A 23,724-nucleotide genomic window follows, 5' to 3' on the forward strand; every position below is an offset into this window, starting at 1 on the left:
GCGAGGAGTAGACCGAGGGTGTCGGTGATGATGCCGCGTTTACGGCCGATGATCTTCTTCCCGGCATCGGTGCCCTGTGTGGACAGTGGGACGTTGGTGGAGGTCTTCACGCTCTGGCTGTCCATGATGGACGCCGTGGGTTCGATGGTGCGGCCGTGGTGGTCACGCACGAGGCCGGTGAGCTGGTAGTTCAGTTCGGTGAAGATGCCTTCCTTGCTCCAGGCGGCGAAGTAGCCGTAGACAGTCCGATACGGCGGGAAGTCGTGGGGCAGGTAGCGCCAGGCGATGCCGGTGCGGTTGACGTACAGGATGGCGTTGAAGATGTCGCGCAGGTCGTGGGTGGGGGCGCGTCCGCTGACACCGGCGTCGGTGCGGGCCTGCCGCCAGGCGGTCAGGCGGGGTGCGATCAAGGCCCAGCGGGCGTCGGACAGGTCGGACGGATAGGCTCGCCGTGCGGTCATGGTGCACAAGTACGGCGTTCGGGTGCCGCCTCGACGGACGTCATGTGCGTCGATTTCTGGGCGAAGATGAATCAGACACGATCGAGGGGTGAAATGCTCCGATTCCGGTCGGGGTTGAGCCCGGCGGGATGCGTTCTTTCCGGGTCGGGTCGGGCATTTTGTGGCACCGAGATCGAGGCGCGAATCAACCACTACCGGCACGAAGGTGAAACAAACGTCCAGTTAGAGGCCGCGCAAATAGGTCGGTGGGGATCGGGCGGGTAGGAGACGGGCACAGGCATCAGTGATCATGAAGGTTCCTACGCCTAGTGATCACTGGAACGCCTGTGCCCGCTGTCCCATCTTGGCTGAGCGACCCCTTGTGGGACCAGTTCGCCGCGCTGTTGCCCGTACGACCCGCCACCGATCCGAGCCACCCGTTGGGCTGCCACCGCCGACGCATCGCCGACCGGATCGTGTTCGACAAGCTTCTACAGGTGCTGCGGTTCGGCTGCTCGTACGAGGCCGTCGCCGACTCGACCTGCTCAGCCACCACGATCCGCAACCGCCGCGACGAATGGATCAACCTCGGCGTGTTCGCCCAGCTCAAGGCAATCGCGCTCGACGCCTACGACCGCATCGTCGGCCTGCTGCTCGACAACCTCGCCATCGACGGGTGCATCACCAAAGCACCCGGCGGCGGCGAGATCGCCGGCAGGTCTCCGGTCGACCGCGGCAAGCAAGGCATGAAACGCTCACTGATGATCGAGGCCCGCGGCATCCCCCTCGGGCGCGTCCTGGCCGGCGCCAACCGCCACGACTCCCCGCTGCTGGAACCCACCCTCGACCGGCTCGACGACCTCGGTCAACTGCCCGACGGCATCACCGTGCACCTGGACGCCGGCTACGACTCCGCCGCGACCCGCGACCTCCTCGCCGGACGCGGCCTGACCGGCGAGATCGCCCGCAAAGGCGTCAAGGCCCCCGTCCAGGCCACCAAACGCTGGCATGTCGAGCGTACAAACGCCTGGCACAACGCCTTCAACCGGCTCCAACGCTGCTACGAACGCAAGGAAAGCGTGATCCACGCCTACCTCGACCTCGCCGACGCCATCATCACCGCACGTAGCCTCATCCGGCAGGCCTGGACCTTGTACCGATGGGACACCCGCCCCACCCGCCGACCATAAAACTCACCTATTTGCGTGGCCTCTTATCCGGCCCCCCGGCGCTCCTGCTTCCGCGATTCGAGTATGCGGGCGCCGATCAGGTGCCGACGCGGCGTGTCTCGTAGGCCCACATGACGATCTCGACGCGGTTGCGGGCGTTGAGCTTGCGCATCAGGGCGGCGATGTGGGTCTTGACGGTGCTGAGGCTGATGGACAGCTCATCGCCGATCTCGCTGTTGGTCCGGCCGCGAGCGGCAGCCAGCAGGACCTGTTCCTCGCGAGCGGTCAGCGGCTCGACAGGCTCAGCTGGCACCGAGCGCGAGCGGCTGTTCGCGAAGGAGGACAGGAGCCTCGCTGTGATGTTCGGTGCGATCAGGGCGTCGCCGCGGGCGGCGGCATGGATGGCCTGGGTGAGCATCTCGGCGCCAGCGTCCTTGAGGAGGAAGCCTCGGGCGCCTGCCTTCAGCGCGCCGTAGACGTACTCGTCGAGGTCGAAAGTGGTGATGACGACGACGGCCAGAGGATCGGCGACGTCGGCCCCGGCGAGCTGGCGGGTGGCTTCGATCCCGTCGACCTCGGGCATGCGGATGTCCAGCAGGCACACATCGGGACGCAGCGAACGGGCCATGGCGATCGCCCGGCGGCCGTCGGCGGCCTCGCCGACGACGGCGATGCCCGGTTGGGCGTCCAAGATCATGCAGAGCCCTGCCCTGACGATGTCCTGGTCGTCAGCGACCAGCACGCGGATGGTCATGATGCGCGCGCTGTCCGAGGCAGCGAGGCGTCGACGCTCCAGCCGCCGTCCGGGCCAGGTCCCGCCCGGAGGGTGCCGCCGAGCAGGCTCGCCCGCTCGGCCATGCCGCGCAGCCCGTAGCCGGCGTGCGGGGAGCTGGTCGTACTCGCCTCGCCGTCATCGCGCACTCGCAGGTGCACCTGGCTGCGGGATGCGGTGACGTCGACGGTGACGTGGGTGGCGCCGGAGGCGTGGCGGGTCGCGTTGGTGACCGCCTCGGCGGCGATCAGGTAGAGGGCGGTGCTGACTGCTGGCTCAACGGCCTCGACGTCACCGGAGACCTGCACGCGGACGCCCAGCACCTCGCCGCCGGGACGAGCGAGTCGTTCGACGTCCACCACCCCTCGCCGGGGGGCGAGATCGGCGTCCGTTCCGTCGCGCAGCACGCCTACAAGGGCTCGCATCTCCTTGAGCGTCCGGGACGCCTCTTCCTCAATGGTGACCAGGGTAGCCAGCGCGCGCTTCGGATCTGCGGCGGACAGCGCGCGACCTGCCTGTGCCTGGACGGCGATGGCCAAGACGCGGTGGCCGACCGTGTCGTGCAGCTCGCGGGCGAGTTCGTTGCGCTGGTGAAGCCGCACCTGCTCGATGTCGCGGTCGTGGCTTTTGGTGCGGTAGCGCACTGCCGCGCCGAGCGCGGCCGAGAATAGGAAGAAGCCGTAACCGGCGACCTTCTCCGCGGGTGAGGTCGGGTCCGCGATGAGGGTGACGGGTAGCCAGATGAGGATGATGCCGAGTCCGAGGGCAGCCTCGCGAGCTGCTCCCCAGCGCAGCAGGGCGTAGGGCAACACAAGCAGCCCTGCGATGCCGAGCAGACCGGTGGTATCAATGACCGCGATCCTCGCGATGTCGAACGCGAGAACGGCTCCGAAGGCAACGGTGACTGCGGCCAGCGGCCGCGTGCGTCGCCACAGTAGGCACGCCGCGACCACGATGCTGACACCGACCAGCAGCGGCGCCCATGCCCTGTCGTCGCGCAGCAGTACCTCGACGAGCGAGATCGCGACAAGAGCCGAGGACAGCGCCCAGTCCCGCCAGACCCGCACCGGCGGGCGTGCGGGGCGAGGCTCAGCCAAGATCCCAGCACGCATGCTTCCCCCTCCCGGACAACGTACGGGGGCCGCCGCTCGGGCGGATCAGCCGAAAGTACTGCCGATGTCCCGCGCCTGCGGCCGGGACCGCTCGAGCCCGCAAGCGGATGTGGCGCCCGTCAACGCTGGTCATGGTTAAGACATCGAGTGAGCCGACCCGGCTGACGCCAGCACACAGGAGACGTGATGACCAGAACCGACAGACCAGCCGGTGCGCTCCAGGAAGCGCACATTCCGGTCCAGGCGAAGCTCGCCGCAGCCTGGGCGAGCTTCATGTTCCTCTACATCTACGTCGACTACCTCGCCCTGTACAAGCCCGGCATCATCAACGACATCCTGGTCGGCGTCGTTCATGAGTTCGACACCGGCCCAACCTTTGTCGCCCTTGCGCTCACGCTCGTGGCCATCCCGATCCTCATGATCCTGCTCTCCACGACACTCCCCGCCCGTGTCAACCGCGCCACCAACCTCGTCGTGGCAACGCTCTACATTCCCGTCTCGGTGTACAACGCGGAGGGCGAGTCCTGGACCTACTTCTACTTCTACGGCCTCTCCATCGGACTCGAGCTGCTGCTCCTGGCCTTCATCCTGCGCGCCGCATGGACCTGGCCCCGGACCATTCGAGCCACCGCCGGCCGCGACCCCGCCCAGGCCCGGGTGTGACGCTCGAGGCAGGCCCGGTGTGCGGGGTCGCTGACAGCGGCTCCGGCAACAGCGACCGCGAGCAGCAGCACGAGCCAGAGCGGGACGGCGCCGACGTCGCGCAGCACCACGGAGTCGCCCGCCCCGTCGGTGAGCAGCAGCGTGAGCACGAACAGCACGGCGGCGAGGACGGCGTCGGCCAGCGCGTGAACGGGCCTCGGTGCACTGGATCAACGTAGGCGCGTCCGGGGCTGCCGCAGCTAGCCGACACGCTGCCGCTGCTGCTCAGCGCGGTGTTGGCGGCCTCGTTCCTGCTGCTGATGGTTGTGTTCCATTCGGTCACTGTGGCGCTCAAGTCGACGGTCATGAACCCGCTGTCCATCGGCGCGGCCTACGGCGTCGTCGTCGCGGTGTTCCAGTGGGGCTGGGTCGGCGGGCTGATCGGCCTGCAGGACACTTACCTCATCGCCTCGCCGCTGCCGGCCATCTTCTTCGCCGTGCTGTTCGGACTGTCGATGGACTACGAGGTTCCTCCTGTCACGCATCCGAGAGGCGTACGCGGCTACCGGCGACTACGTCGAGTCCGTCGCCCGCGGGCTGGCTGCCTCGGGACGCGTCATCACCTGCGGCGCGCTGATCATGATGGCCGTCTTCCTGTCCTTCGTGGTCAACCCGAACCCGTTCGTCAAGATGATCGGGCTCGGGCTGGCGGTCGCGATCGCGCTCGACGCAACCGTGGTGCGGATGATCCTCGTCCCGGCGACGATGGCGCTGCTCGGCCGTGCGAACTGGTGGCTGCCGGGGTGGCTCGACCGCTAGCTCCCGCAGCTGCGTGTGGAGGGGCAGGAGGCAACGGCCCCCGCGCTGGCGCCAGAGCCGGTGCCGGTGCCGGTGGGATCGCCCGTCGGATGAGCCGGCGGTACGCCTTGCCTGCGCGGTCGCCAGTGGCCGCAGTGCACACGACGAGAAGACGGGATCCAAACGGCGCGCTCGCCCGAGCCGAGGTGATTGCACCCGCCAGGGTTGAATTACATCGGCCGTCGCTTCTGGTCCTCTGAACATCCGCTCATGCCGCTGACAACGCGCAGAGCCCTCTGCGCGGATCGTCACTCTTGGTGTGCAGCTGCCTCGTCGCGGTTTCATGAGTTGGCTGTTGCGGCGGGGCCGAGTTCGTCGAGGAGGCCGCGGATGCGGTCGGCGGTGCAACGGTGTCGTTCGACCTCGCGGGCCCAGCCGCGTTCGGTGGCGTCGGCGATGAGCTGTTCCTCGGTGCGCAGCCGTTCCTGCAGCCGGGGGATGTACTGCGGTGTGGTAACGAACTTGGGGCAGGTCAGGTAGATGTCGCACTCGCACGGGCCTTCTTGGGGCAGGCGCAGGCAGCGGCCGAGTTCCAGCTCGGTCTTGTAGAAGTTGGTCTGCAGCCAGTCGAGGGCGATCTGGTCCAGTTCGCCGCGGCGCAGGGTGTCTGCGAGGGGTCCGGCAATGGTGGCGCCGGGTTGCAGGACGGCCTGATAATCGGCCAGCACGACCGGGTCGGAGATCTGCGAGTAGGTCATGGACATGCCGGCGCTGAGGTGCCCGAGGATCTTCATGATGGTCTGGGTCCGGGCGCCTTTCTCGGCGAGCTGGGTGCCCAGGGTGTGCCGGAACCGGTGGGGGTGGATGGCGGGCTTGCCGTCGGCGGTGAGGATGCCCAGCTCGTCGCAGATGCGGCCCAGCGGTATGGCGAACAGGTACTCGACGTCGGCGAGCCGGCCGTTGTTGAGGAACAGGTAGCGCACCATCTTGCCGATGTCGCTGTCGTAGACGCCCCGGTCGTTCTGCCCGGCGCGCAGGTCCAGGACCCGGCCGATCGCCTCGGCCGCCTCCGGGTGGATCGGCACGGTGCGTTCCTTGAGCGCCTTGCCGGCAGCCAGCCGCAGCCGAGGGGTGCCGTCGGGGTAGGTGTCGAGGCAGTCCAGATGCAGCCGGCGGATCTCGCCGCGGCGCCCGCCGCTCCACCTGGCGATCAGCAGGGCGGCGCGCTGCATCGGGCAGTCCAGCGCGCGGATGGCGGCCATGAGCGGCTCAAGCTGGTGCTCGGGGATGTAGCGAGGGACGCGTTGGACGGTGCGGGGCACGTCCATGCGGGTCAGGACCGGCCGGGCGGGCATGTCCGGCCATTCGGCGTGGGCGCCGTAGCGGAAGAACACGGTGACTTCGGAGATGAGGCTGCGCCGGTAGGCGTCGCCCAGGGGCCGGTCGGGGTGCTTGGCCTGGCGTTGGGCGTTGAGCCAGGTCATGAAGTCCAGCAGGTCGGCGCGGGTGAGCTGGGCGAGGCTGTCGACGTCGGCGCGTTGCTGGGCGAGCCAGGTGCCCAGCCACCGCAGTCCTTGCCGGCTGCCGGGCATGGTGGCGGGGCGCACGAGCAGTGCCCGTTCGGTGAGGTAGCGCTCCATGACCGCGGCGATGCGGGGTTTGGTGCTCAGCGACTTGCGGGGCCGGACGGACAGCCGGCGCGGCAGCCGGTCGGTGAACCCGGCGTGGAACAGCGCGATGCCGGTGCGGAACACGTTGGTGCCCCAGTTGTTCTTGATCGTCGCCAGCTGCTTCGGGAGCAGGACTTCGGTGATGCCGGGGATCTGCTCGACGCTGCGCACCGCCTCGCGCATGTCCTCGACGTCGTCGGCGGTGATGGCGGTCAGATCGGGATTACCGTGGTGCAGGACCAAACGCATGATCGTCCACGGAAGTCGGAACTGACTGCTGTCGGGGTCGTGGCCGAGTGCGTCAGCCTGCCGGCGCAGCTGGTCGACCTGCGCGGTCAGCGGCAGCCCGAGGGCGTCGGCGATCGGCCACGGCTTGAGCCCTCCGATGCCCAGCAGCCAGCCCCAGTCGAGGCGCAGCCGCCCGGTCAGCGACAGGTAGACCAGGTACTCCCGGGCGTTGTAGTTGATCCAGCCTGCGGTGACGTCGAAGTCGGGACCCGGCCCGCGGCGGTGGGTCTGGGTGGTCTTGTTGCGCCAGCCCAGCCGCTGCCGCAGCGGCTGGTCGAACCAGTCGTTCAGGTGCGGGAACTGGCGCAGGAAGCGCGCGTGGCGGCGGTGCAGCCGGATCTTGCGGTCGGCGCTGTAGCGACGGCAGCCCTCGACGAACGCGGCGTACTCCTCGGGCGGACAGTGCCGCGCCCGGCTGTCTGCGGGTGGGCGAGGCGATGACGGCAGCGGCAGGACGGCTCCGGTCACGACGCCGACTCGCCGATCGCGCGCCGGTAGTCGCTGACCACGTCGGGGTCACTGACCCGGGTGTAGATCTTCGTGGAGTCCGGGCTGGCGTGCCCGAGCCGGGCCATCAGGGTCAGGTCCCGCATGCCGCCTTCAAACATGCGCGTGGCATGGGTATGGCGCAGCGCGTGTGGTGTCAGCCAGGCGTCGCGGACCTTCGCCCGGGCCGCAGCCCGGGCGAACATGCGCACCAGGCCGTCGTAGCTCAACGGCTCACAGCGGCGCTGACCATTGCCGCCCACCAGGAACACGTAACTGGTGGCCGCGTCGGCGGGCCGTTCGTGCATCACGTAATCGCTGACCGCCGGCAGAGCGCGGCCCTCCAGCAGATCGACCGTGCGTTCCCGGCGCGACTTCTGCCGCACCCCGGCCGGATGATCGGTGCGATAGCGGACCACGACCCGGCGGCGACCGTAGGAGATGTCCTCCAGCCGCAGCCCCAGCGCCTCGCCCGGGCGCAGCCCGCCCTCCCACATCAGCTCCAGCAACGCCCGGTCCCGACGGGTGCGCAACACACCCAGCAGCGCCACGTACGTCTCAACCGACATCGGCCGGGGCAGCGCCTCGACGGTCTTGACCCGCAACGCCCGGCGCACCGGCCGCTGCGGACGCGAGGTCATCAGCGGCGCACGCGGCCGGCCCGGAACTCGGGCCGCCGCCTGATCGGCGACCGTCACGATCGGGTTGTCGGCACCGCCGTACCGCTCCACGCTGATCAAGTACTCATAGAACGACGACACTGCCGCCAACACCCGGTTACACGTCTTGGCCGCCAACAGCCGACCGCCGCCGCTGGTCAACGCCAGGTCCAGCTGCTGGGCCTTGCGCGCCGATGACTGCGTACGCAGCCACACGATGAACTCCACCGCCCGCGCCGGCGAAAACTGCTGCACCGTCAAGCCGCGGCTCTGCAGGAACACGAACAGCTTCTGCAGATCGTGCGCGTAGGCGCGCACCGTGTTCGGCGAGTAGTCCCGCACCACCAACAGCCGCAGAAACCCCGCCACGTCCGGCACCGGCACGCTGGCCGCATCCACCAGCTCCACGCCCGGCTGTCCGGCCGCCGCGTCCACGATCTTGCGAACCCTCACGCCGGCCAAGTTAAAGGATCATTGCCGCAGCATCCCAACCCGCGAACTCACAACTGTCCAGATAAGAAGATCGCCACCCATGCCTGACGTAGGGGAGCGGCTGGCGACCCTACCCACACCCTGCGCCCGTGACGGCAAGGGACCCGGACACCAGCACGGACTGCCCGACGTCATCGAACCCCACGGCACCCGACACGACCTACTGCCGACGCCCCCGCCAGCGACACCAGCACCCCAGACCGCCGCGCCGGCGCCGGCTTCCGGCCACCACTGTCACAAGTACTCCTGCCCACCCCGCGGGCCACCGACGGGGAGAAAGGCTGCCCCGGACAACGAGGCTCCCACGGCGACCTCACCCTGCCCTCCGCCGCCGTACGCATCCCACCACGCCGCCTCCCCACGCCACCCGCCTCCGACGCGCGAGGCCCCAGCCACCACGGCGACGGCGGCCTCGACCTACGCACCACCGTCGCCCACCTCACCAACAGCAGCCTCGGAACACCCGACGAGGCCACCTGGGGCATCTACGCATCCGCCATCGCCCGCTGGGAACTCCTGATCGGCCGACCGGTCCCCGCGCCCACCCAACCCGGCCAGCACGGCAAACCGGTTCTCGCACCGCCGTTCGTGGAATGGCTCATGGGCCTACCCGCCCACTGGGTCACCGACCCCACCCTCGACCTACCACGCACCGGCGCGCTCCGCGTTCTCGGCAACGGGGTCGTCCCCGCCCAAGCGGCGACCGCTCTCCGTCTCCTGCTGCGCCACCACCACTGAACCCTGCCAGCCACTGGTGGCTCTTCGCGGGCAAGCCATACGCCTACCCGCGAAGAGCCACCCACCCCGGCCCGATCACCCACCTCGAACGAGGAGCCGTCCATGCACCCCAACCCGCCCCGATCCCGACGGCGGCCACCGCCAGCCGCACCCCCGCACACCCGCCGAACCGGCGGCAGCGACGACGAGGAGCCGCGCCTCTACACCCCAGCCGAGGCCGCAGTGCTACTGCGCGTGTCGGAGTCCTGGCTGCGCCGCCGCGCTGGACGCCGCCAGATCCCCTGCACCTTCCTCGGCAAACACCTGCGCTTCTCCACCGCCGACCTCGCCGCCATCATCACCGCCGCCGCAGAACCCGCCACCGGACGCCGGCCCCACCGCCGCCGCCGACCCCCACCTACCCCCAGCGACTTGCCCAACCCCGAAAGTCACGCGTCCATCACCGACGCAACGGACACGAACCGATCGGAGACATAACCATGGCCTGGGTGGAAAAGCGCGGCACGAAACACCGCGTCCGCCTCCGTATGCCTGACGGCACCGTCACCACCGACTCCACCCACGAACTGCGCGCCGACGCTGTCCTGCGCGCCAAGGAAATCGACGTGGAAGTCGCCCGCGACACCTTCATCGACCCCCGCGGCGGACGCATCCCCCTCAGCGACTGGGTGCCGATCTGGGAGTCGACCCACCAGGCATCGCCCGCCACCTGGGCCGCCTACCGCAGCCACCTGCGGCTGCACATCCTGCCCACCCTCGGCCCGCTGCTCCTGGTCGACATCCGCCGCCAACACGTCAAGACCCTCAGCGTCGCCCTCGGCAAGCGCCTCTCACCCCGAACCGTCGCCGACGTGATCATGGTCCTGTCGATGATCCTCCAAGAAGCGGTCGAAGACCGCCGGATCCCCTTCAACCCCTGCCGAGGCATCCGGATCCCCAAGGGCATCCGCGCCGAACGACCCCACGCCACCGCCGAACAGGTCGCCGCCATCGTCGCCCGCCAAGCCCGCCCATCCGACGGGCTGATGATCCTCACCGCCGCCTACACCGGCATGCGATGGGGAGAACTCGCCGGCCTGCACCGAGACAACCTCGACCTGGCCACCAGCAGCATCTACGTCCACCCCGACGTCGGCGCGCTCCACGAAGTCGAAGGCAAGCTGTACCTCGGCCCACCCAAGACCAACGACTCCGTCCGCCACATCCGCCTACCCCGCTTCCTCACCAACCTCCTCGCCACCCACCTCGCCGAACACCCCCACGACACCGTCTTCCCCGGCGCCCGCGGCTACCACCAACGCCGCTCCAACTTCAACCGCCGCGCCTGGACCCCAGCCGTGGCGGGCGACCCCAAGAGAGCCATCCCACCGATCCTGCCCGGCATGCACTTCCACGACCTCCGCCACACCCACAAGACCTGGCTCATCGAAGACGGCATCCCCGAAATCGCCCAAGCCCGCCGCCTCGGACACCGCCTCGCCGGCGTAAGGGGCATCTACAGCCACGTCACCGAACCGATGATCACGAACCTGGTCAACGCCTTGCAACGACGCTGGGAAACCACGCGAGCCGAAGACACCGACAGGGTCGTCCGCTGGCTGCGCCCTGCCGCCTAATGGTCAGACCGGTCGAGGGCGGGGCCATTAGGCCCGCCCTCACCGCCTTCTGCCCGCCGCGCAGCCCACCTGCCACGATGCGCTCGTCATGCACGCCGGAGATGTCTCAGTCGGCGGGCTCTGTCTCACCTGGTCGGACAGGCTCGCTTGGACCGCATGGCGACGAGCAGCATGACCGTCGTCATCACCCGACACAGCCTGACCGGCGCTAGAGCTGACCTCGCACTGTGCCAGCGCGGTCAAGTTGCGCCGCGACCATCAGCTGGCGTCGACGCCGCAGGTCGCGCTGAGACGCTACTGATGGATGCGCTGCCCATGCGATGCGGGCTGAGCAAACTGCTCGGCGCGGTCCTGCAGCTCGTCCCGCTGTCTGCCGTCCGGCGGGCCATGATCCTCTCGGCCCTGCTCGCCGTGCTCGGCTACCCCTGCATGCTGCCACCGCATCAACATTGTCGATGGCGGACGCGCGCCCGCCAACCTCGAAAGACGGAGCCTCGGTCAGTCGAACTCAAGATGGCGACCATCGGTGCGCGGTCCGACTCGGGGTACTGCCGGTCGATGCCGAACCCTCTTGGTCAAGATGGTGTGAGACACCCCGTGTGAGTGGGGTGCTGACCTGCTGAGGGCGGGGATCGGAGATCCTTGTGTACGTGGCCACTTCATCTGGCAAGCAGCCGGCGTCCGGCGGGGCTGATCCGGCGCCGAAGCCGTCGCGGCGGGTTTTCAGCCCGGAGTACAAGCTCGCGATGGTCGCCGAGTACGAGAATGCCCCGAACGGGGAGAAAGGCGCGGTCTTGCGCCGGGAAGGCTTGTACTCGTCGCACATCATCGAGTGGACGCGGGCCCGTGACGCCGGGCAACTCGGCCAGGTAGGGACTCCGGTCGCGGATTCCGGTACTGCGGCGGGGTCGCGGGTGAAGAAGTCCGCGGAGCAGGTCGAGTTGGAGAGGCTGCGTCGGTAGAACGAGAAGCTGCAGGCGGATCTGAAGAAGACCCGTATGGCGTTGGACATCATGGGAAAAGCGCACGCGCTCTTGGAAGAACTCTCCGAGAGCGCGGACAACGACAGTCCGCCGAGGAGATCCTGACCGTCGTGTTCGGCGAGTTACGCGACGCGGATGTCTCGGTGCAGCGGGCGTGCGCGTTGACGGGGACCTCGCGGGCGACCTACTACCGGCGGGCGAAGCCGGTCGGACCGCGGCACGGGCCGTGGCTGCCCCGGACCCCGCCGCCGCAGGCGCTCAGCACGGCCGAACGCGACCGGGTGCTGGCGGTGCTGAACTCGCCGGCCTACGCCGACCTGGCGATCCCGCAGGTCTGGGCCCGGGAACTCGACGCGGGCCGCTACCACTGCTCGACGTCCACGATGTATCGCATCGCCCGCGCGGCCGGGCAGAGCCGGGAACGACGTCGGCTGGCGACCCACCCACCGCGGGTGCGGCCGGAGTTGGTCGCGACCGGGCCGGGTCAGGTGTGGTCCTGGGACATCACCGCGTTGAAGGGACCTGTCAAAGGCGTCTGGTATCGGTGTTACGTCGTTATCGACATCTACTCGCGGTACTCAGCCTGCTGCGCGCCACGCCGGCCCCGCCCGCCGGTGGGATCACCGTGCTCGGCGTGGACGACTTCGCCCTCCGTAAGGGGCATGTCTACGGCACCGTGCTGCTGGACATGCACACCCGCCGTCCGGTCGACGTACTGCCTGGCCGCGACGCCGAGCCCTTGGCGCAGTGGCTACGCGAGCACCCCGGCATTGAGATCATCTGCCGGGATCGGGCCGGCGCGTACGCCGAGGGCGCCCGTACCGGTGCGCCCGAGGCGAGGCAGGTCGCCGACAGGTGGCACCTCTGGCACAACATGGGCGAGGCGGTCGACAAGACCGTGCGCACCCATCACGCCTGCGTGCGGGCCGGACTGGCCGCCGCAGCGCAGGCCACCGCGCCCGTGTCACCGGTCACTGAACAGCCAGAAGACGTCCGCAGTGGACCGGCGGCGGACGTGGACACCGTGCCGGACGGGATACGCGACGTCTGCGGCCGCGAACGATCCCTGGTCGCCCGCACCCGTCAACGCTACGCCGCCGTGCAGCAACTGCTGGCCGAGGGCGCGTCACTGTCGGCGATCAGCCGCCAACTCGACCTGGACCGCTCGACGGTCCGCCGCTTCGCCCGCGCCACCAGCATCGACGAACTGCTGGTCAAAGCCGTCAACCGCGCCAGCCTGCTCGACGGGTTCACCACCCACCTGGCCACCCGGTTCACCGCCGGCGTCACCGACGCCGTCACACTGCACCAAGAGCTGAAGGCGATGGGGTACACCGGCAGCGTGCAGACCGTGCGCCGCTGGCTGCACCCGCTGCGGTCAGCCACGCCGGCGGCGCCGCCACCGGTGCGGCCGGCGATCCCGAAACCCCGCCACATCACTCGATGGATCATGACTGATCCCGTGCGCCTCGCCCCCGAGCAGCGCGCCCAGCTCACCGACGCGCTGGCCTACTGCCCAGAACTGCAGGCCACCGCCACGCACGTGCGCGACTTCGCCGACCTGATGCGCAAACGCCGCGGCGAGCGGCTGCTCGACTGGATGCAGCGGGTAGAGGCCGACGACCTGCCCGCCCTGCACTCCCTGATCACCGGCCTCCGCCGTGACCTCGACGCCGTCACCGCCGGACTCACCCTGCCTTGGAGCTCAGGCCCGGTCGAGGGCAACGTCATCCGCATCAAAACGATCAAAAGGCAAATGCGCGGCCGAGCCAGCTTCGACCTACTCCGTAAGCGGATCCTCCTCGCCGCATAACAGCAAGCCGATCACAAGATCATCGCCAGAGCCACATAGTGCCGAAACGCACCCGCGCTGGCTCGCCGCTACGCCAGGACTCACAGCACCCGCCAGCCGTTGACCCGGTGGCAGTCCAGTTCGAAGTCCACCTCCACCACCGGGGGACGGGCCAGCCAACGGACGTATCCGTGGTTTCCGACGGCGGGAAGCTTGTCCGCCAACGCCTCGGACAGTCCGGCGATCTCGTACGCGGTGTAGACATTCAGCGCCGTCGGGTTGTCGTGCGTACGTCCCAGGGTTGCGAGGCGCGCCCGCAACTCGGCCAGGACGAACCCGACCTTACGCCCGAGGCCCTCTTCAGACAGGTCACCCCGCGCCACGATGTTCCGGGGGTCCAGGTCGCCGTCGATCTCACCGATGCCGGCGACGACGAAGTCGGTTCCGCCGGCACCCTGTGCGGGGCGCAGGATGAAGGCGCCGGCCAGCACGGGCCGCCGTGGCGCGGCGTGGACCGGAACCACGTTGGTGCGCGCGATCGGGTTGATCGCGCCCTCGAGGAGCCCGCGCTCGCGAAGTAGTGTCTGGTAGACGTCGTTGAAGTCGTCGAACGCGCCGAACCCGAACGGCTCCGGCGAGCGCAGCGACATGCCCACCAGAGCGTTCGGGGGCAGCCCTCGCCGTCGCAGTTCCCGGTCGATCAGGACGAACCATCCTCGACCGCGGGGGGAGCGGAGAAGCTGAGGCCGAGGATCTCGTATCCGGGCTCCGCCGTCACTCCCCATGAGTACGGGCCGTTCGCCGGCAGGAATCGATAACCCCGGCTCGTATGCGGCGAGAGGGAGTAGGTCATGACGGTGCTCCGGGTTCGTGTGGGTCGGAATCTGGCAGCGCTCGGCTGGTCCGGCCTGGTGACGGGTCGATCCGGTCGACGGCGGTGAACTCCACCGGGGCGTCGGCGATGGTCCGGTTACGGCTTGGCGGCCAACACTGCCTCGCCCATGCTCCCGACGAGCGCTTCGCCGTAGGCGAAGACGGCCGGGGCACCGCCGGTGTGCAGGAACACCAGGGTCTTCCCGGGCTGGAGAAGATCCCTGACCGCGGCGCAGGCCTTCGCGGTGTAGACCGGGTCGAGCAGCACGCCCTGCAGACGCGCGCAGTCGTTCAGGGCGCTGAGGCCCGCCGGGGTGGCCAAGGCGTACCCGTCGCCGACCTGGGTGTACCGAATATCGATGTCGGCGTCGATCGCCCGAGGTCGGTTCACATCGAGCAGCGCCGACGCTTCCGTGATGGCCTCCCGCACGGCGTTCACGACGTCGTACTCGCCCCGCAGGGGAGCGATCCCGATGACGGGAATCGACTGCCCCATGAGTCGCAGACCGAGGAGCAGGCCGGCGTAGCTGGCGCCGACGGCCGCCGTCACGAGGACGTCTGGCGGTTCGCCACCGGGAAACTGCCCGACGAGTTCCGCCGCCGCCGACACATATCCGAGGGATCCGAGGATCTCCGATTGTGGGTACGTGATGAGGTAGGGATTGCGCCCCTGCGCCCGCAGTTGGTCGCGGAGTCGCAGCTTGATCTGCTCGTGTTCGCTGCCAAGCGGTAGCTCGGTTGTCGTGATGCGGGCTCCGAAGAGGCGGCTGAGCAGATGACTGCCCTGGTTCGCCGGCTGGCCGTAGGCGGTGCTCAGCACCAGGTGGCACTCCAGCCCCAGCAGCGCCGCCGCCGAGGACAGTTGCCGGCAGTAGTTGGACTGGATCGCGCCGCCGTGGATGATCGTGTCGGCACCCTGCGCCAGAGCCGCGCCGAGGATGAACTCGAGCTGACGCGACTTGTTGCCCCCCATGCCGGGTCCCACGAGGTCGTCCCGCTTCGCGAACAGGCGAGATCCGGGACACCAGTGCTGGGCCAGCCGCGACCAGGGCTCCAGCGCGCTGGGCGTCTGGCACAACATCACCCGGGGGATCGGCCCGAGGAGCGCGGTGAGGTTTTCGGGGGTGATCATCGTGTCGCCGTACCGGCGGGACGGCCGACGGCCGTCACCGTGGTCAGGCGCCGGACCCGCGGCCGGTCCGCGACCGGGGCCACGGGATTCAGTCTCACCTCGAAGGAATGCCAGCGGCGAGTGTTCACGACAAGGGACCTCCGGTCGTCATCCACGGGCTTCTGTCTAGTTCATATATGTGAACGTAGTTTCAGACTCGGGAACCAGAATCGCAGTGCACGCCGGCATCGTCAAGCCGGCAGCGCGGAATGTCCCACCTCTGGCAGGGGTTCTTCGAGATCGTCCGCGGCCCTGAGCGGCCGACGAGAGCCGCGTCCCGGCGCGACCGACGCGAGTCGTCGCCCGGTCCGTGACCTACGCGCCCGGAAGGGGCAGCCCGGACCCGCCCAGGCGGCGCGACAGCTGTTCCGCGTGACGGTGCAGGATCAGGGCGACCTGGCGGGTGCCCTCCTCGCTGGCCGACAGCCGTACGTTCGGGACGGAGCAGCTCATGGCGGCGACCACCCGACCGGTGTGGTCGAGGACGGGCACGGCGATACAGTAGACGCCGGCCGTGAACTCCCCGTCGTCCAGCCCGTAGCCCTGCTGGCGGATCGCCTTGAGATCGCCGAAGAGTTCCTCGTGATCGACGACCGTCTTCTCGGTGAACCGCTCCAGCTCGACGTGGCGCAGCCGCTCCAGCAGATCGTCCTCGTCGACGTACGCCAGGAGCACCTTGCCCAGGCCGGTGGCATGGGCGGGGAGACGCCGACCGACCTTCGACACGAGCTGAAGCGGGTGTTCGGCGTCCACCTTGGCGATGTAGATGTTCTCCAGCCCGTCGAGGATGGCCAACTGCACGGTTTCGCCGAGTTCTTCCTTGGCGGCGACGAGGTATTCGTGGGCCACCATGGCCAGGTCGGCGCCGCGGACGAAGCCCTGGCCGACCTCCCACACCCGCACGCCGAGGTGGAACCTGCGGCTCCTGGCGTCTGCCGCGATGTAGCCGCGGTCGGTCATGGTCCGCAGCAGCAGGTGAAGACTGCTCTTGGGCAGTTCCAGATGCTCACGAATCTCCACAAAGGTCAGTCCAGCGGGCTGGCCCGCGAGTAGGTCGAGCAGGTCCATCACCCGCCGCGCCGACTTGACGCTAGGTGCTAGGTCCTCGGTCTCAGGCATCCCGAACAGCTCCTGGCTTCGTGGGTGGCCGGGGGATTGTACCGCCGCCGGAACGGGCCACGGGCTGATCGCGGAGGGCAGTTGTCGCTGGGCCGGCCCGGCCGCCCGTCGGCTCCCGACCGCGCAGGCCACCCGCCGCTGCCACCCACCACCCCGCGCCCCGCGACACGTCTCAGGGCGATGCCACGGGTAGCACGGGAGAGCGCCTTGACGAAGATCGACAAGGCGCCTGTAAATGAGTCCACCGATCTGAGCTCTGGTTCACATATATGAACAAACTCGAGATCGCTGCTGTACTCGGGTGGCCGGCAGGGGAGGGGACTTCCCGGCAGGGCGCAGGTCGACAACGACCCCGGCGAGTCCACGTCGGACAACAGATCAAAGGCATGAAACGCGATGAAGGCACTTGTCTACGCCAGGCCCCTGACGATGGCCATCCAGGACATCCCGGAACCGGTCGCGGAGCCGGGTGAGGTCATTGTCGACGTCCGCGCCGCTGGCATCTGTGGATCCGAGCTGGAGGGGTTCGCCACCCAGAACCCGTTCCGGGTGCCTCCGCTCGTCATGGGACACGAGTTCGCCGGCGTGCGCGTCGAGGATGGCAAAAAGGTCGTGGTCAACCCGATGGTGTCCTGCCACAACTGCGACATGTGCCACCGCGGTCTGGTCAACCTGTGCCGGGTGCGCAAGATCATAGGTATCCACCGGGCCGGCGGCTTCGCCGAGCGGGTGGCCGTGCCCGCCGCGAACTGTGTCGAGGTACGGGACGAGGTGCCCTTCACTACCCTGGCGCTGACCGAACCCATGGCCAACGCCGCTCACGCCCTCCGCCTCGTACAGGCCCACGACCCTTGGCCGCAGCGCATCGGCATCATCGGCTGCGGCATGGTGGGTCTGGCCGCGGGTATCCTCGCCAGACATCGGGGGGTGCCGGAGGTCGTCATCTGCGACCGCTCCGCCGCCCGTCTCGCCTCGGCCGAGCGTCTCGGTCTGACCGTGGCCGGAGCGACGCTCGCCGGGGAGTTCGACGCGATCTACGACTCCGTCGGCTCGGCGGCGACCCGGGCCGCCAGCGTCGAGCAGATCCGTCCGGGCGGGACGGCACTCTGGGCCGGCCTGCACGAGGCGCAGGCCGACCTCGACTCCCTCGCGATGATCGGTAACGAGAAGCGCATCCTCGCCACGTTCTGCTACGACCAGACGGACTTCGAAGCGGCGACGCGCCTTGTCGAGACCATGAGCCCCGACTTCGTGGCCACCTGTCCTCTGGACGAGGGCGTCGAGGGGTTCATGGCTCTGCTCGACGGCCCGGCGGATGCCGTCAAGACGATCCTGGTGCGGTGACGGTTCAGGTCCTGCCCACCCAGAGTCTCCGCCGCGATCAAGATGGCGGCGACCGTCCGATCAGCGATATCCGAACAGAGGAGATGTGACGTGCGCCTGGCGAACGTCGAGGGAAGGCTGGCGGTGCTCCGAGACGATCGGGCCATCGACGTGGCAACGGCGAGTAACGGTCGGTTCGGACCGGACCCGCAGGAGATCTATCCGGTCTGGGACGACTTTCTGGCCTGGGCCGACATCGCGTCGCTGCCCGCCGGCGAGCCGCTGGACGCGGGGGCACTCGGGCCCGTGGTCCCCCGGCCACGCCAGATCTTCGCGGTCGGTCTGAACTATGTGGATCATACGATCGAGTCGGGATTCATCCAGCCGGCCGAGCCGATGATCTTCACCAAGTTCGCGTCCTGCCTCACCGGTCCACGCGGGGACGTCGTGGTGCCCAGCGACACCGTGGACTTCGAGGTCGAGTTGGTGGCGGTGATCGGTCGTACGGCACGGTCGGTCGACGCCGCCGATGGGTGGGACTTCGTCGCCGGTCTCACCATCGGGCAGGACATCTCCGATCGGGGGCTGCAGATGAGAGGCGATCCGCCCCAGTTCAGCCTGGGCAAGTCGCACCCCGGATTCGGCCCGGTGGGCCCCTGTCTGACCACCCTCGACCAGGTCGGCGACCGCGACAACCTGTCACTGACGTCTGCCATCAACGGAGAGGTCGTGCAGCGCGGACACACCCGGGACATGGTCTTCCCGGTGCTCGTGCTGGTCAGCTACCTCTCCGCGGTCTGCACCCTCTTTCCCGGCGACCTGATCTTCACTGGTACGCCGCCCGGCGTCGGGATGGGCAGGACGCCCCCGCGATACCTCGTTCCCGGTGACGTGCTGGAGACGGAGATCGGCGGACTCGGCGAAATGCGGCACACCCTCATCGCTCCAGCCTGACCGAGCCCCGGGTGATGCCGAGCAGTCCCGGGAGGCGTCCGCGACCGTGAGCTGCCGTGGGTCCACATGGACCTGCGGTGAGGCCACGAGCCGGTCGTGGACGCCGACCGGTTCGCCTCGGCACGCCGCTGGCCGGTGGCCCTGGTGACGGCGTTAGCCGCCGAGTGCCAGGCCGTCCTGGGGGTCGGGCAGCGGAGCCATCAGCGCGCCGAGCCGGGTGGCGCAGGCACGCAGCGCGGGTAGGAAGTTCGGAGCCCGTTCGGGGCCGACGCCTGCGCGTGCCGATGGCATGGAGCAGCTCAGCGCGGCGACGACCGTGCCCGCCGGGTCGCGGACCGGCACGGCGACGCAGAACAGGCCGACGGTATATTCGCCGTCGTCCTCGGCGTAGCCGGCCTGGCGAACCTCGGCCAGCACCCGCAGCAGCCGGGGCGTGTCGCCGATGGTCCTGCTGTTGAACCGGGCCAGCGTGACGCCGGCCAGCCGCCGGCGTAGTTCCTCGGTCGGGAGGTCGGCGAGCAGCACCTTGCCGAGCGCCGTCGTGTGCGCGGGCAGTCGCAGCCCGACCCCGGAGACCAGGCGCAGCGGCTGCTCGGAGTCCACCTTCGCAAGGTAGAGGTTGTCCAGTCCGTCGAGGACGGCCAACTGGACGGTCTCGTTGAGCTGGTCCCGCAGCTCGCGCATCACCGGGCCGACGAGCACGGCGACGTTGCGGATCCGGGAGTACGCCTGGCCGACCTCCCATGCCCGGATCCCGATGCGGTAGCGGCGCACGCGAGCGTCGATGAAGACGTAACCGCGGTCGCAGAGCACGCGCAGCAGCCCGTGCAGGCTGCTTTTGGGCAGCCCGAGCGCGCTGCGGATCTCCGGCGCGGCGAGGCCGTCCGGCTGGCCGGCGAGTAGGTCGAGGATCCGCAGCACCCGCTCGGCCGACTTGATGGACCCCGCGCCGTCCCCGGCCGTACCACCCCTATTCGCGCTGTGGGTCGTACGTCGAGGTTCCGGGAGAATCGTCATCAACCGCACGCCATTCCATCCGCACCGTGCAATTCCGCCCGACGGGAATTTGGCGCCGCCGGTCGGCAGAACGATGCCATACCGCGGCGGGTGCGGCAAGGTCGATGTCGGCGGGAATTGATGATCGTGTCGCTTCCGTCGAGGGGGGCGGGCCCGGGAACAGAGGGGCTGTCGGGTGGGTGTGCGGGGCGCCTGCGGCTCGCCCATGACCCACCGATCACGTGCCCTCGTGGCCGTTGTGATCTGAATATCCGGACTGTGACCTGCGGCGACGCGATTTTGTTCAGAGATGTGAACGGGGGTTTTCATATCCGGCCCCGACCTCTACAGTCGTGCCAGCAAGATCCGCAACTCGCGGCGGGATGTGGACTGGGTGTCCATCGCCGTCATACCACCCGATCGCGGGGCCCTCATGGACCTCGTGCTGTTGACCGTTCCCGCAACAACACAAATGCCTGGCGACCGCAACTGGTGGAAGGTATTGCCGGCCAGTGGCGACGGATATTTTGAGGTAGGTACGAATGGTGCGACCGAAACGCTTCCTGGCGCTCACCGCTTCGGTGGCGGCGCTGGCCCTGATAGCCGCGTGCGGCGGCGACGACCCGAGCGAGGACGGAAAGACGGCCGCCGACGGCGGCACCCTGGAGATCACTCACTGGGACCTGCTCTCCCCCAGCTACGGCGCCCAGATGTGGGAGCTCTTCAAGGGGTACGAGAAGAACAACGGCGCGGCGAGCCTGACCAAGCAGGAGATCACCCGGCAGGACTACGAGACCACCATCAAGTCGCAGATCGCCGCCGGCGGCGGTCCGGACGTGCTCGCCATCCCGGACACGTTCCTGCCCGAACTGGCCGAGGCCGGAGCCCTGGAGTCGCTGGACGGCGTGTTCCCGGCGGACATGAAGCCGCCGCTCAACGCGACCAACGAGGGCGGCAAGTGGCGCGGCACCCAGATGGCCATCACCGCCCAGATCGCGCCGTACGCGTTCATGTGGAACAAGGACATCCTGGAGCGGGCCGGCGTGCAGCCGCCCACCACGCCCCAGGAGCTGGTCAATGCGGCGAAGACCATCAAGGAGCGGACCGGCATCACAGGCTTCGCGGTGCGCCACCGGATCGCGGAGGAGAACCCGTGGTGGATCGACTTCTACAACTGGCCCCGGGGCTTCGGTGGCGGCTGGTCCGACGGTACCAAGCTCACCATCGATCGGCCCGAGAACATCGCGGCGGTCAAGGCGTACAAGGAGATCTTCGACTCCGGCTCGTTCCCGGTCGGGGATGACGCGTCGACGTTCCGCACCAAGTTCAAGCAGGGCCAGCTGGCCATGCTCATCGACTCCACCGGTGTGCCGACCGCGGTGATCAGCGAGAAGGTGCCGTCCACGTCGATCCTGTCCTCGAAGCTGCCGTTCCCGACCCAGAACACCAGCCACGTGGGCATCTACTTCGGCATCAACAAGAACGCCAAGAACAAGGAACTCGCCAAGGACTTCCTGCGCTGGCTGGTCGCTCAGGAGCAGCAGCAGGAGATGTCCGAGGTGCTCGGCAACGCGTCGACCGTGGCGGTCGACACCACCGTGCCGCAGGAGTACCTGGAGAGGAACCCGTGGGTGGCGGCGTTCCGGGAGAACGCGTCGCACAGCAAGGGCGCGGTCATCGAGGGCTTCGAGGAGAAGACACCGCGGATCCGTCACATAGTGCTGACCTGGATCGAAAAGGTGCTGCTGCAGGACCTCCCGCCCGAGGAGGCCCTGGCCAAGGCTGCGCAGGAGGCCGCCGCAGTCGCGCGATGAGGTGACTGACACGGGCGGCCGTGCCCCGAACGGCCCGGCCGCCCGCGTAACCCGCGACATTCCCGGCGTAACGAGGAGGTGGTATGAGCACGATGGTCAAGGTGCGGCGGCGGATACCGCCGTACCTGTTCGTCGGCGCGGCCGCGGTCTACCTGGCGATCTTCACGGCGACCCCGCTGCTGCGCGGCGTCTGGTTGAGCTTCACCGACACCAAACTGCTCAACCCGGACGGCGGCACGTTCGTCGGTGCGGACAACTACCGGAACCTGCTCACCGAGGACCGGTTCTTGTCATCGGTGGTGACCACGCTGCTGTACACCACGCTGACGGTGGTGGGCGCGCTGGTGCTGGGCACCGCGGCGGCGTTCGCCATCAACGAACGGTTCCGCGGACGGGCGGTGGCCCGCGCCGTTCTCACCATGCCATGGGCCGCGCCGTCCATCGCGGTGGTGCTCGTGTACACCTGGATCTTCAACGTCGAGGACGGTGTGGCGAACCGGTCGCTGGCGGCGCTCGGCATCGGGCAGCAGGGTTGGCTGCTGGACCCGGACCGGGGCCTGCTTGCGGTGACGCTGGTGAGCGTCTGGAAGGTCTTCCCGTTCATCATGCTGGTGGTGCTGGCCGCGTTGCAGAGCGTGCCGAGCGAACTGCGCGAGTCGGGACGAATCGACGGCGCGGCGCGGCTCACCATCGTCAGGGAGATCGTGCTGCCGCACATCGCCCCGACGCTGCGGGTCGCGGCGCTGCTGATGACGATCTGGTCGATCCGCCGGTTCGAGATCATCTTCCTGCTCACCGGCGGTGGGCCGGTCGATTCCACCAACACCCTGGTCATCAACGTTTACCGGGAGGCGTTCCAGAACTCCGAGCTAGGTCGGGCGGCCGCGATCGGCATGCTCGGCCTCTGCCTGTCGCTGGTGGTGACCGTCGTCTACTTCGTCGTTGATGGACGGTCCGCGCGTAAGGAGGCGTCATGAAGCGTTGGACCGGCGCCGGCGTCGGACGCTGGCTGGCTGTCGTGGTGCTGGTGGTCTTCGCCGGCTTCCCGATCTACTGGATGCTCAACACCGCGCTGACCACCGGCGACGAGCGGTTCGTCGGACAGAGCCTGTGGCCCAAGCTGTCCCGGCTGGGCAACCTGTTCGAGGTCTTCGACAGTGGGGTGCCGCTGCTGCGCTGGCTGGGCAACAGCGCGGTGATCGCGGTGGGGACCACGTTCTTCAGCCTCGCCCTCGCGGTCCTGGCCGGGTATGGCCTGTCCCGGTACCGCCACTTCGCCGGCCGCGGGCTGGTGGCCTTCGCGCTGTTCGCCACCCAGATGCTGCCCGAGGCGCTGCTCATCGTGCCGCTGTACGCCCTGTTCGTCAGCCTCGGACTGATGAACGGCCTGCTCGGGCTGGTGCTGGCGAACACCGCGTTCGCCATGCCGGTGGCTGTATGGATCATCAAGTCGGCGGTCGACGGCATCCCGTACGAGGTCGAGGAGGCCGCCCGGGTCGACGGCGCTCCACGGTTCGCGATCTTCGCGCAGGTCACCCTGCCGCTGGTCACGCCGTCGATCGCGGCGGCCGCCGTCATCACCTTCTTCGACGGGTGGAACGAGTTCCTGTTCGCGTCCACCTTCATCCGCTCCACCGAGAAGTGGCCCGCGTCGAAGGGGCTGTCGTCGTTCATCGGGGAGTACATCACCCCGCTGTCCACCGTCTTCTCCGCGTCATTGGTGTTCACCGTGCCAGCGATCATCTTCTTCCTGCTGGTGCAGCGCAGGATCATCAGCGGCCTCACCGCGGGATCCGTGAAGGGTTAACCATGCCAGC

The 23,724-nt window shown here is 68.7% G+C and carries 21 protein-coding genes and 2 pseudogenes; 14 read left to right on the plus strand and 9 right to left on the minus strand.

The features are described from left to right. A partial coding sequence (locus IEY61_RS29325; RefSeq protein WP_189050222.1) for a transposase occupies positions 1–461 on the minus strand: 461 nt, incomplete at its 3' end. A gap of 326 nt (positions 462–787) precedes the next feature. On the opposite strand from IEY61_RS29325, the gene IEY61_RS29330 reads away from it, so the two are divergent. Beyond that, positions 788–1,630: an IS5 family transposase gene (locus IEY61_RS29330; RefSeq protein WP_189050224.1), complete on the plus strand. Its 843-nt coding sequence runs from the start codon at positions 788–790 to the stop codon at positions 1,628–1,630. 76 nt (positions 1,631–1,706) lie between these two features. On the opposite strand, the gene IEY61_RS29335 is transcribed toward IEY61_RS29330, so the two are convergent. Next, on the minus strand, positions 1,707–2,363 hold the full coding sequence (locus tag IEY61_RS29335; protein ID WP_189050226.1) for a response regulator: 657 nt from the start codon (positions 2,361–2,363) through the stop codon (positions 1,707–1,709). Then, complete coding sequence (locus IEY61_RS29340) at positions 2,360–3,493, minus strand: sensor histidine kinase (RefSeq protein ID WP_189050228.1); 1,134 nt, start codon at positions 3,491–3,493, stop codon at positions 2,360–2,362. The genes IEY61_RS29335 and IEY61_RS29340 overlap by 4 nt, the downstream gene beginning before the upstream one ends. A gap of 186 nt (positions 3,494–3,679) precedes the next feature. Here IEY61_RS29340 and IEY61_RS29345 point away from each other — a divergent pair, with 186 nt between their 5' ends. Both IEY61_RS29345 and IEY61_RS31650 read left to right on the plus strand, forming a co-directional pair. Further along, positions 3,680–4,156 (plus strand): DUF6326 family protein, encoded by a 477-nt coding sequence (locus IEY61_RS29345; protein ID WP_189050230.1) that lies wholly within the window; start codon positions 3,680–3,682, stop codon positions 4,154–4,156. A gap of 522 nt (positions 4,157–4,678) precedes the next feature. Further along, positions 4,679–4,954: an MMPL family transporter gene (locus IEY61_RS31650; protein ID WP_229706561.1), complete on the plus strand. Its 276-nt coding sequence runs from the start codon at positions 4,679–4,681 to the stop codon at positions 4,952–4,954. A 320-nt stretch (positions 4,955–5,274) separates the two neighbouring features. Here the strand turns inward: IEY61_RS31650 and IEY61_RS29355 are convergent, their stop codons facing one another. Both IEY61_RS29355 and IEY61_RS29360 read right to left on the minus strand, forming a co-directional pair. Continuing rightward, on the minus strand, positions 5,275–7,359 hold the full coding sequence (locus IEY61_RS29355) for a tyrosine-type recombinase/integrase (RefSeq protein WP_189050239.1): 2,085 nt from the start codon (positions 7,357–7,359) through the stop codon (positions 5,275–5,277). Next, positions 7,356–8,489: a tyrosine-type recombinase/integrase gene (locus IEY61_RS29360; protein WP_229706547.1), complete on the minus strand. Its 1,134-nt coding sequence runs from the start codon at positions 8,487–8,489 to the stop codon at positions 7,356–7,358. The genes IEY61_RS29355 and IEY61_RS29360 overlap by 4 nt, the downstream gene beginning before the upstream one ends. Before the next feature lie 639 nt (positions 8,490–9,128). Between IEY61_RS29360 and IEY61_RS31655 the strand changes: the two genes are divergently transcribed. From IEY61_RS31655 to IEY61_RS32330, 6 genes and pseudogenes are all read left to right on the plus strand, one after another. Further along, positions 9,129–9,266 carry a hypothetical protein gene (locus IEY61_RS31655; protein ID WP_229706549.1) on the plus strand — a complete coding sequence of 46 codons (138 nt, stop codon included), beginning with the start codon at positions 9,129–9,131 and terminating at the stop codon, positions 9,264–9,266. Between the two features lie 102 nt (positions 9,267–9,368). Continuing rightward, positions 9,369–9,743, plus strand: a complete 375-nt coding sequence (locus tag IEY61_RS29370; protein WP_189050241.1) for a helix-turn-helix domain-containing protein — start codon at positions 9,369–9,371, stop codon at positions 9,741–9,743. 50 nt (positions 9,744–9,793) lie between these two features. After that, positions 9,794–10,882 (plus strand): tyrosine-type recombinase/integrase, encoded by a 1,089-nt coding sequence (locus IEY61_RS29375; RefSeq protein ID WP_229706551.1) that lies wholly within the window; start codon positions 9,794–9,796, stop codon positions 10,880–10,882. Positions 10,883–11,532: 650 nt separating this feature from the next. After that, on the plus strand, positions 11,533–11,844 hold the full coding sequence (locus tag IEY61_RS29380; RefSeq protein ID WP_189050245.1) for a hypothetical protein: 312 nt from the start codon (positions 11,533–11,535) through the stop codon (positions 11,842–11,844). Between the two features lie 655 nt (positions 11,845–12,499). Next, positions 12,500–12,775, plus strand: a pseudogene (locus tag IEY61_RS32325) (ISL3 family transposase); the annotation flags it as partial. A 105-nt stretch (positions 12,776–12,880) separates the two neighbouring features. Then, entirely contained in the window at positions 12,881–13,678 is a 798-nt protein-coding gene (locus IEY61_RS32330; RefSeq protein ID WP_444543363.1) for a transposase, read from the plus strand. Positions 13,679–13,758: 80 nt separating this feature from the next. On the opposite strand, the pseudogene IEY61_RS29390 reads toward IEY61_RS32330, so the two are convergent. The 3 genes and pseudogenes from IEY61_RS29390 to IEY61_RS29400 form a co-directional block, all read right to left on the minus strand. Beyond that, positions 13,759–14,510 (minus strand): annotated as a pseudogene (locus IEY61_RS29390) (hypothetical protein). A 117-nt stretch (positions 14,511–14,627) separates the two neighbouring features. Then, positions 14,628–15,662 carry a pyridoxal-phosphate dependent enzyme gene (locus IEY61_RS29395; RefSeq protein ID WP_189050251.1) on the minus strand — a complete coding sequence of 345 codons (1,035 nt, stop codon included), beginning with the start codon at positions 15,660–15,662 and terminating at the stop codon, positions 14,628–14,630. 354 nt (positions 15,663–16,016) lie between these two features. Then, complete coding sequence (locus IEY61_RS29400; RefSeq protein ID WP_189050253.1) at positions 16,017–16,820, minus strand: IclR family transcriptional regulator; 804 nt, start codon at positions 16,818–16,820, stop codon at positions 16,017–16,019. A 396-nt stretch (positions 16,821–17,216) separates the two neighbouring features. Here IEY61_RS29400 and IEY61_RS29405 point away from each other — a divergent pair, with 396 nt between their 5' ends. After that, entirely contained in the window at positions 17,217–18,164 is a 948-nt protein-coding gene (locus tag IEY61_RS29405) for a zinc-dependent alcohol dehydrogenase (RefSeq protein ID WP_189050255.1), read from the plus strand. A gap of 90 nt (positions 18,165–18,254) precedes the next feature. Then, positions 18,255–19,097, plus strand: a complete 843-nt coding sequence (locus IEY61_RS29410) for a fumarylacetoacetate hydrolase family protein (RefSeq protein ID WP_189050257.1) — start codon at positions 18,255–18,257, stop codon at positions 19,095–19,097. Positions 19,098–19,250: 153 nt separating this feature from the next. On the opposite strand, the gene IEY61_RS29415 is transcribed toward IEY61_RS29410, so the two are convergent. Then, entirely contained in the window at positions 19,251–20,114 is an 864-nt protein-coding gene (locus IEY61_RS29415) for an IclR family transcriptional regulator (RefSeq protein ID WP_189050259.1), read from the minus strand. Positions 20,115–20,635: 521 nt separating this feature from the next. Here IEY61_RS29415 and IEY61_RS29420 point away from each other — a divergent pair. The 3 genes from IEY61_RS29420 (at position 20,636) to IEY61_RS29430 (ending at position 23,714) form a co-directional block, all read left to right on the plus strand. Next, a complete protein-coding gene (locus IEY61_RS29420; RefSeq protein ID WP_189050261.1) occupies positions 20,636–21,907 on the plus strand; it encodes an ABC transporter substrate-binding protein in 1,272 nt (423 codons plus the stop codon). 83 nt (positions 21,908–21,990) lie between these two features. After that, positions 21,991–22,884 carry a carbohydrate ABC transporter permease gene (locus tag IEY61_RS29425; RefSeq protein ID WP_189050263.1) on the plus strand — a complete coding sequence of 298 codons (894 nt, stop codon included), beginning with the start codon at positions 21,991–21,993 and terminating at the stop codon, positions 22,882–22,884. Next, the gene (locus IEY61_RS29430) at positions 22,881–23,714 is read left to right on the plus strand and encodes a carbohydrate ABC transporter permease (RefSeq protein ID WP_189050265.1); all 834 of its coding nucleotides are present in this window, start codon (positions 22,881–22,883) and stop codon (positions 23,712–23,714) included. The genes IEY61_RS29425 and IEY61_RS29430 overlap by 4 nt, the downstream gene beginning before the upstream one ends. Positions 23,715–23,724: the final 10 nt, after the last annotated feature.

The organism is Micromonospora sonchi (assembly GCF_014646235.1).
Lineage (GTDB): Bacteria > Actinomycetota > Actinomycetes > Mycobacteriales > Micromonosporaceae > Micromonospora > Micromonospora sonchi.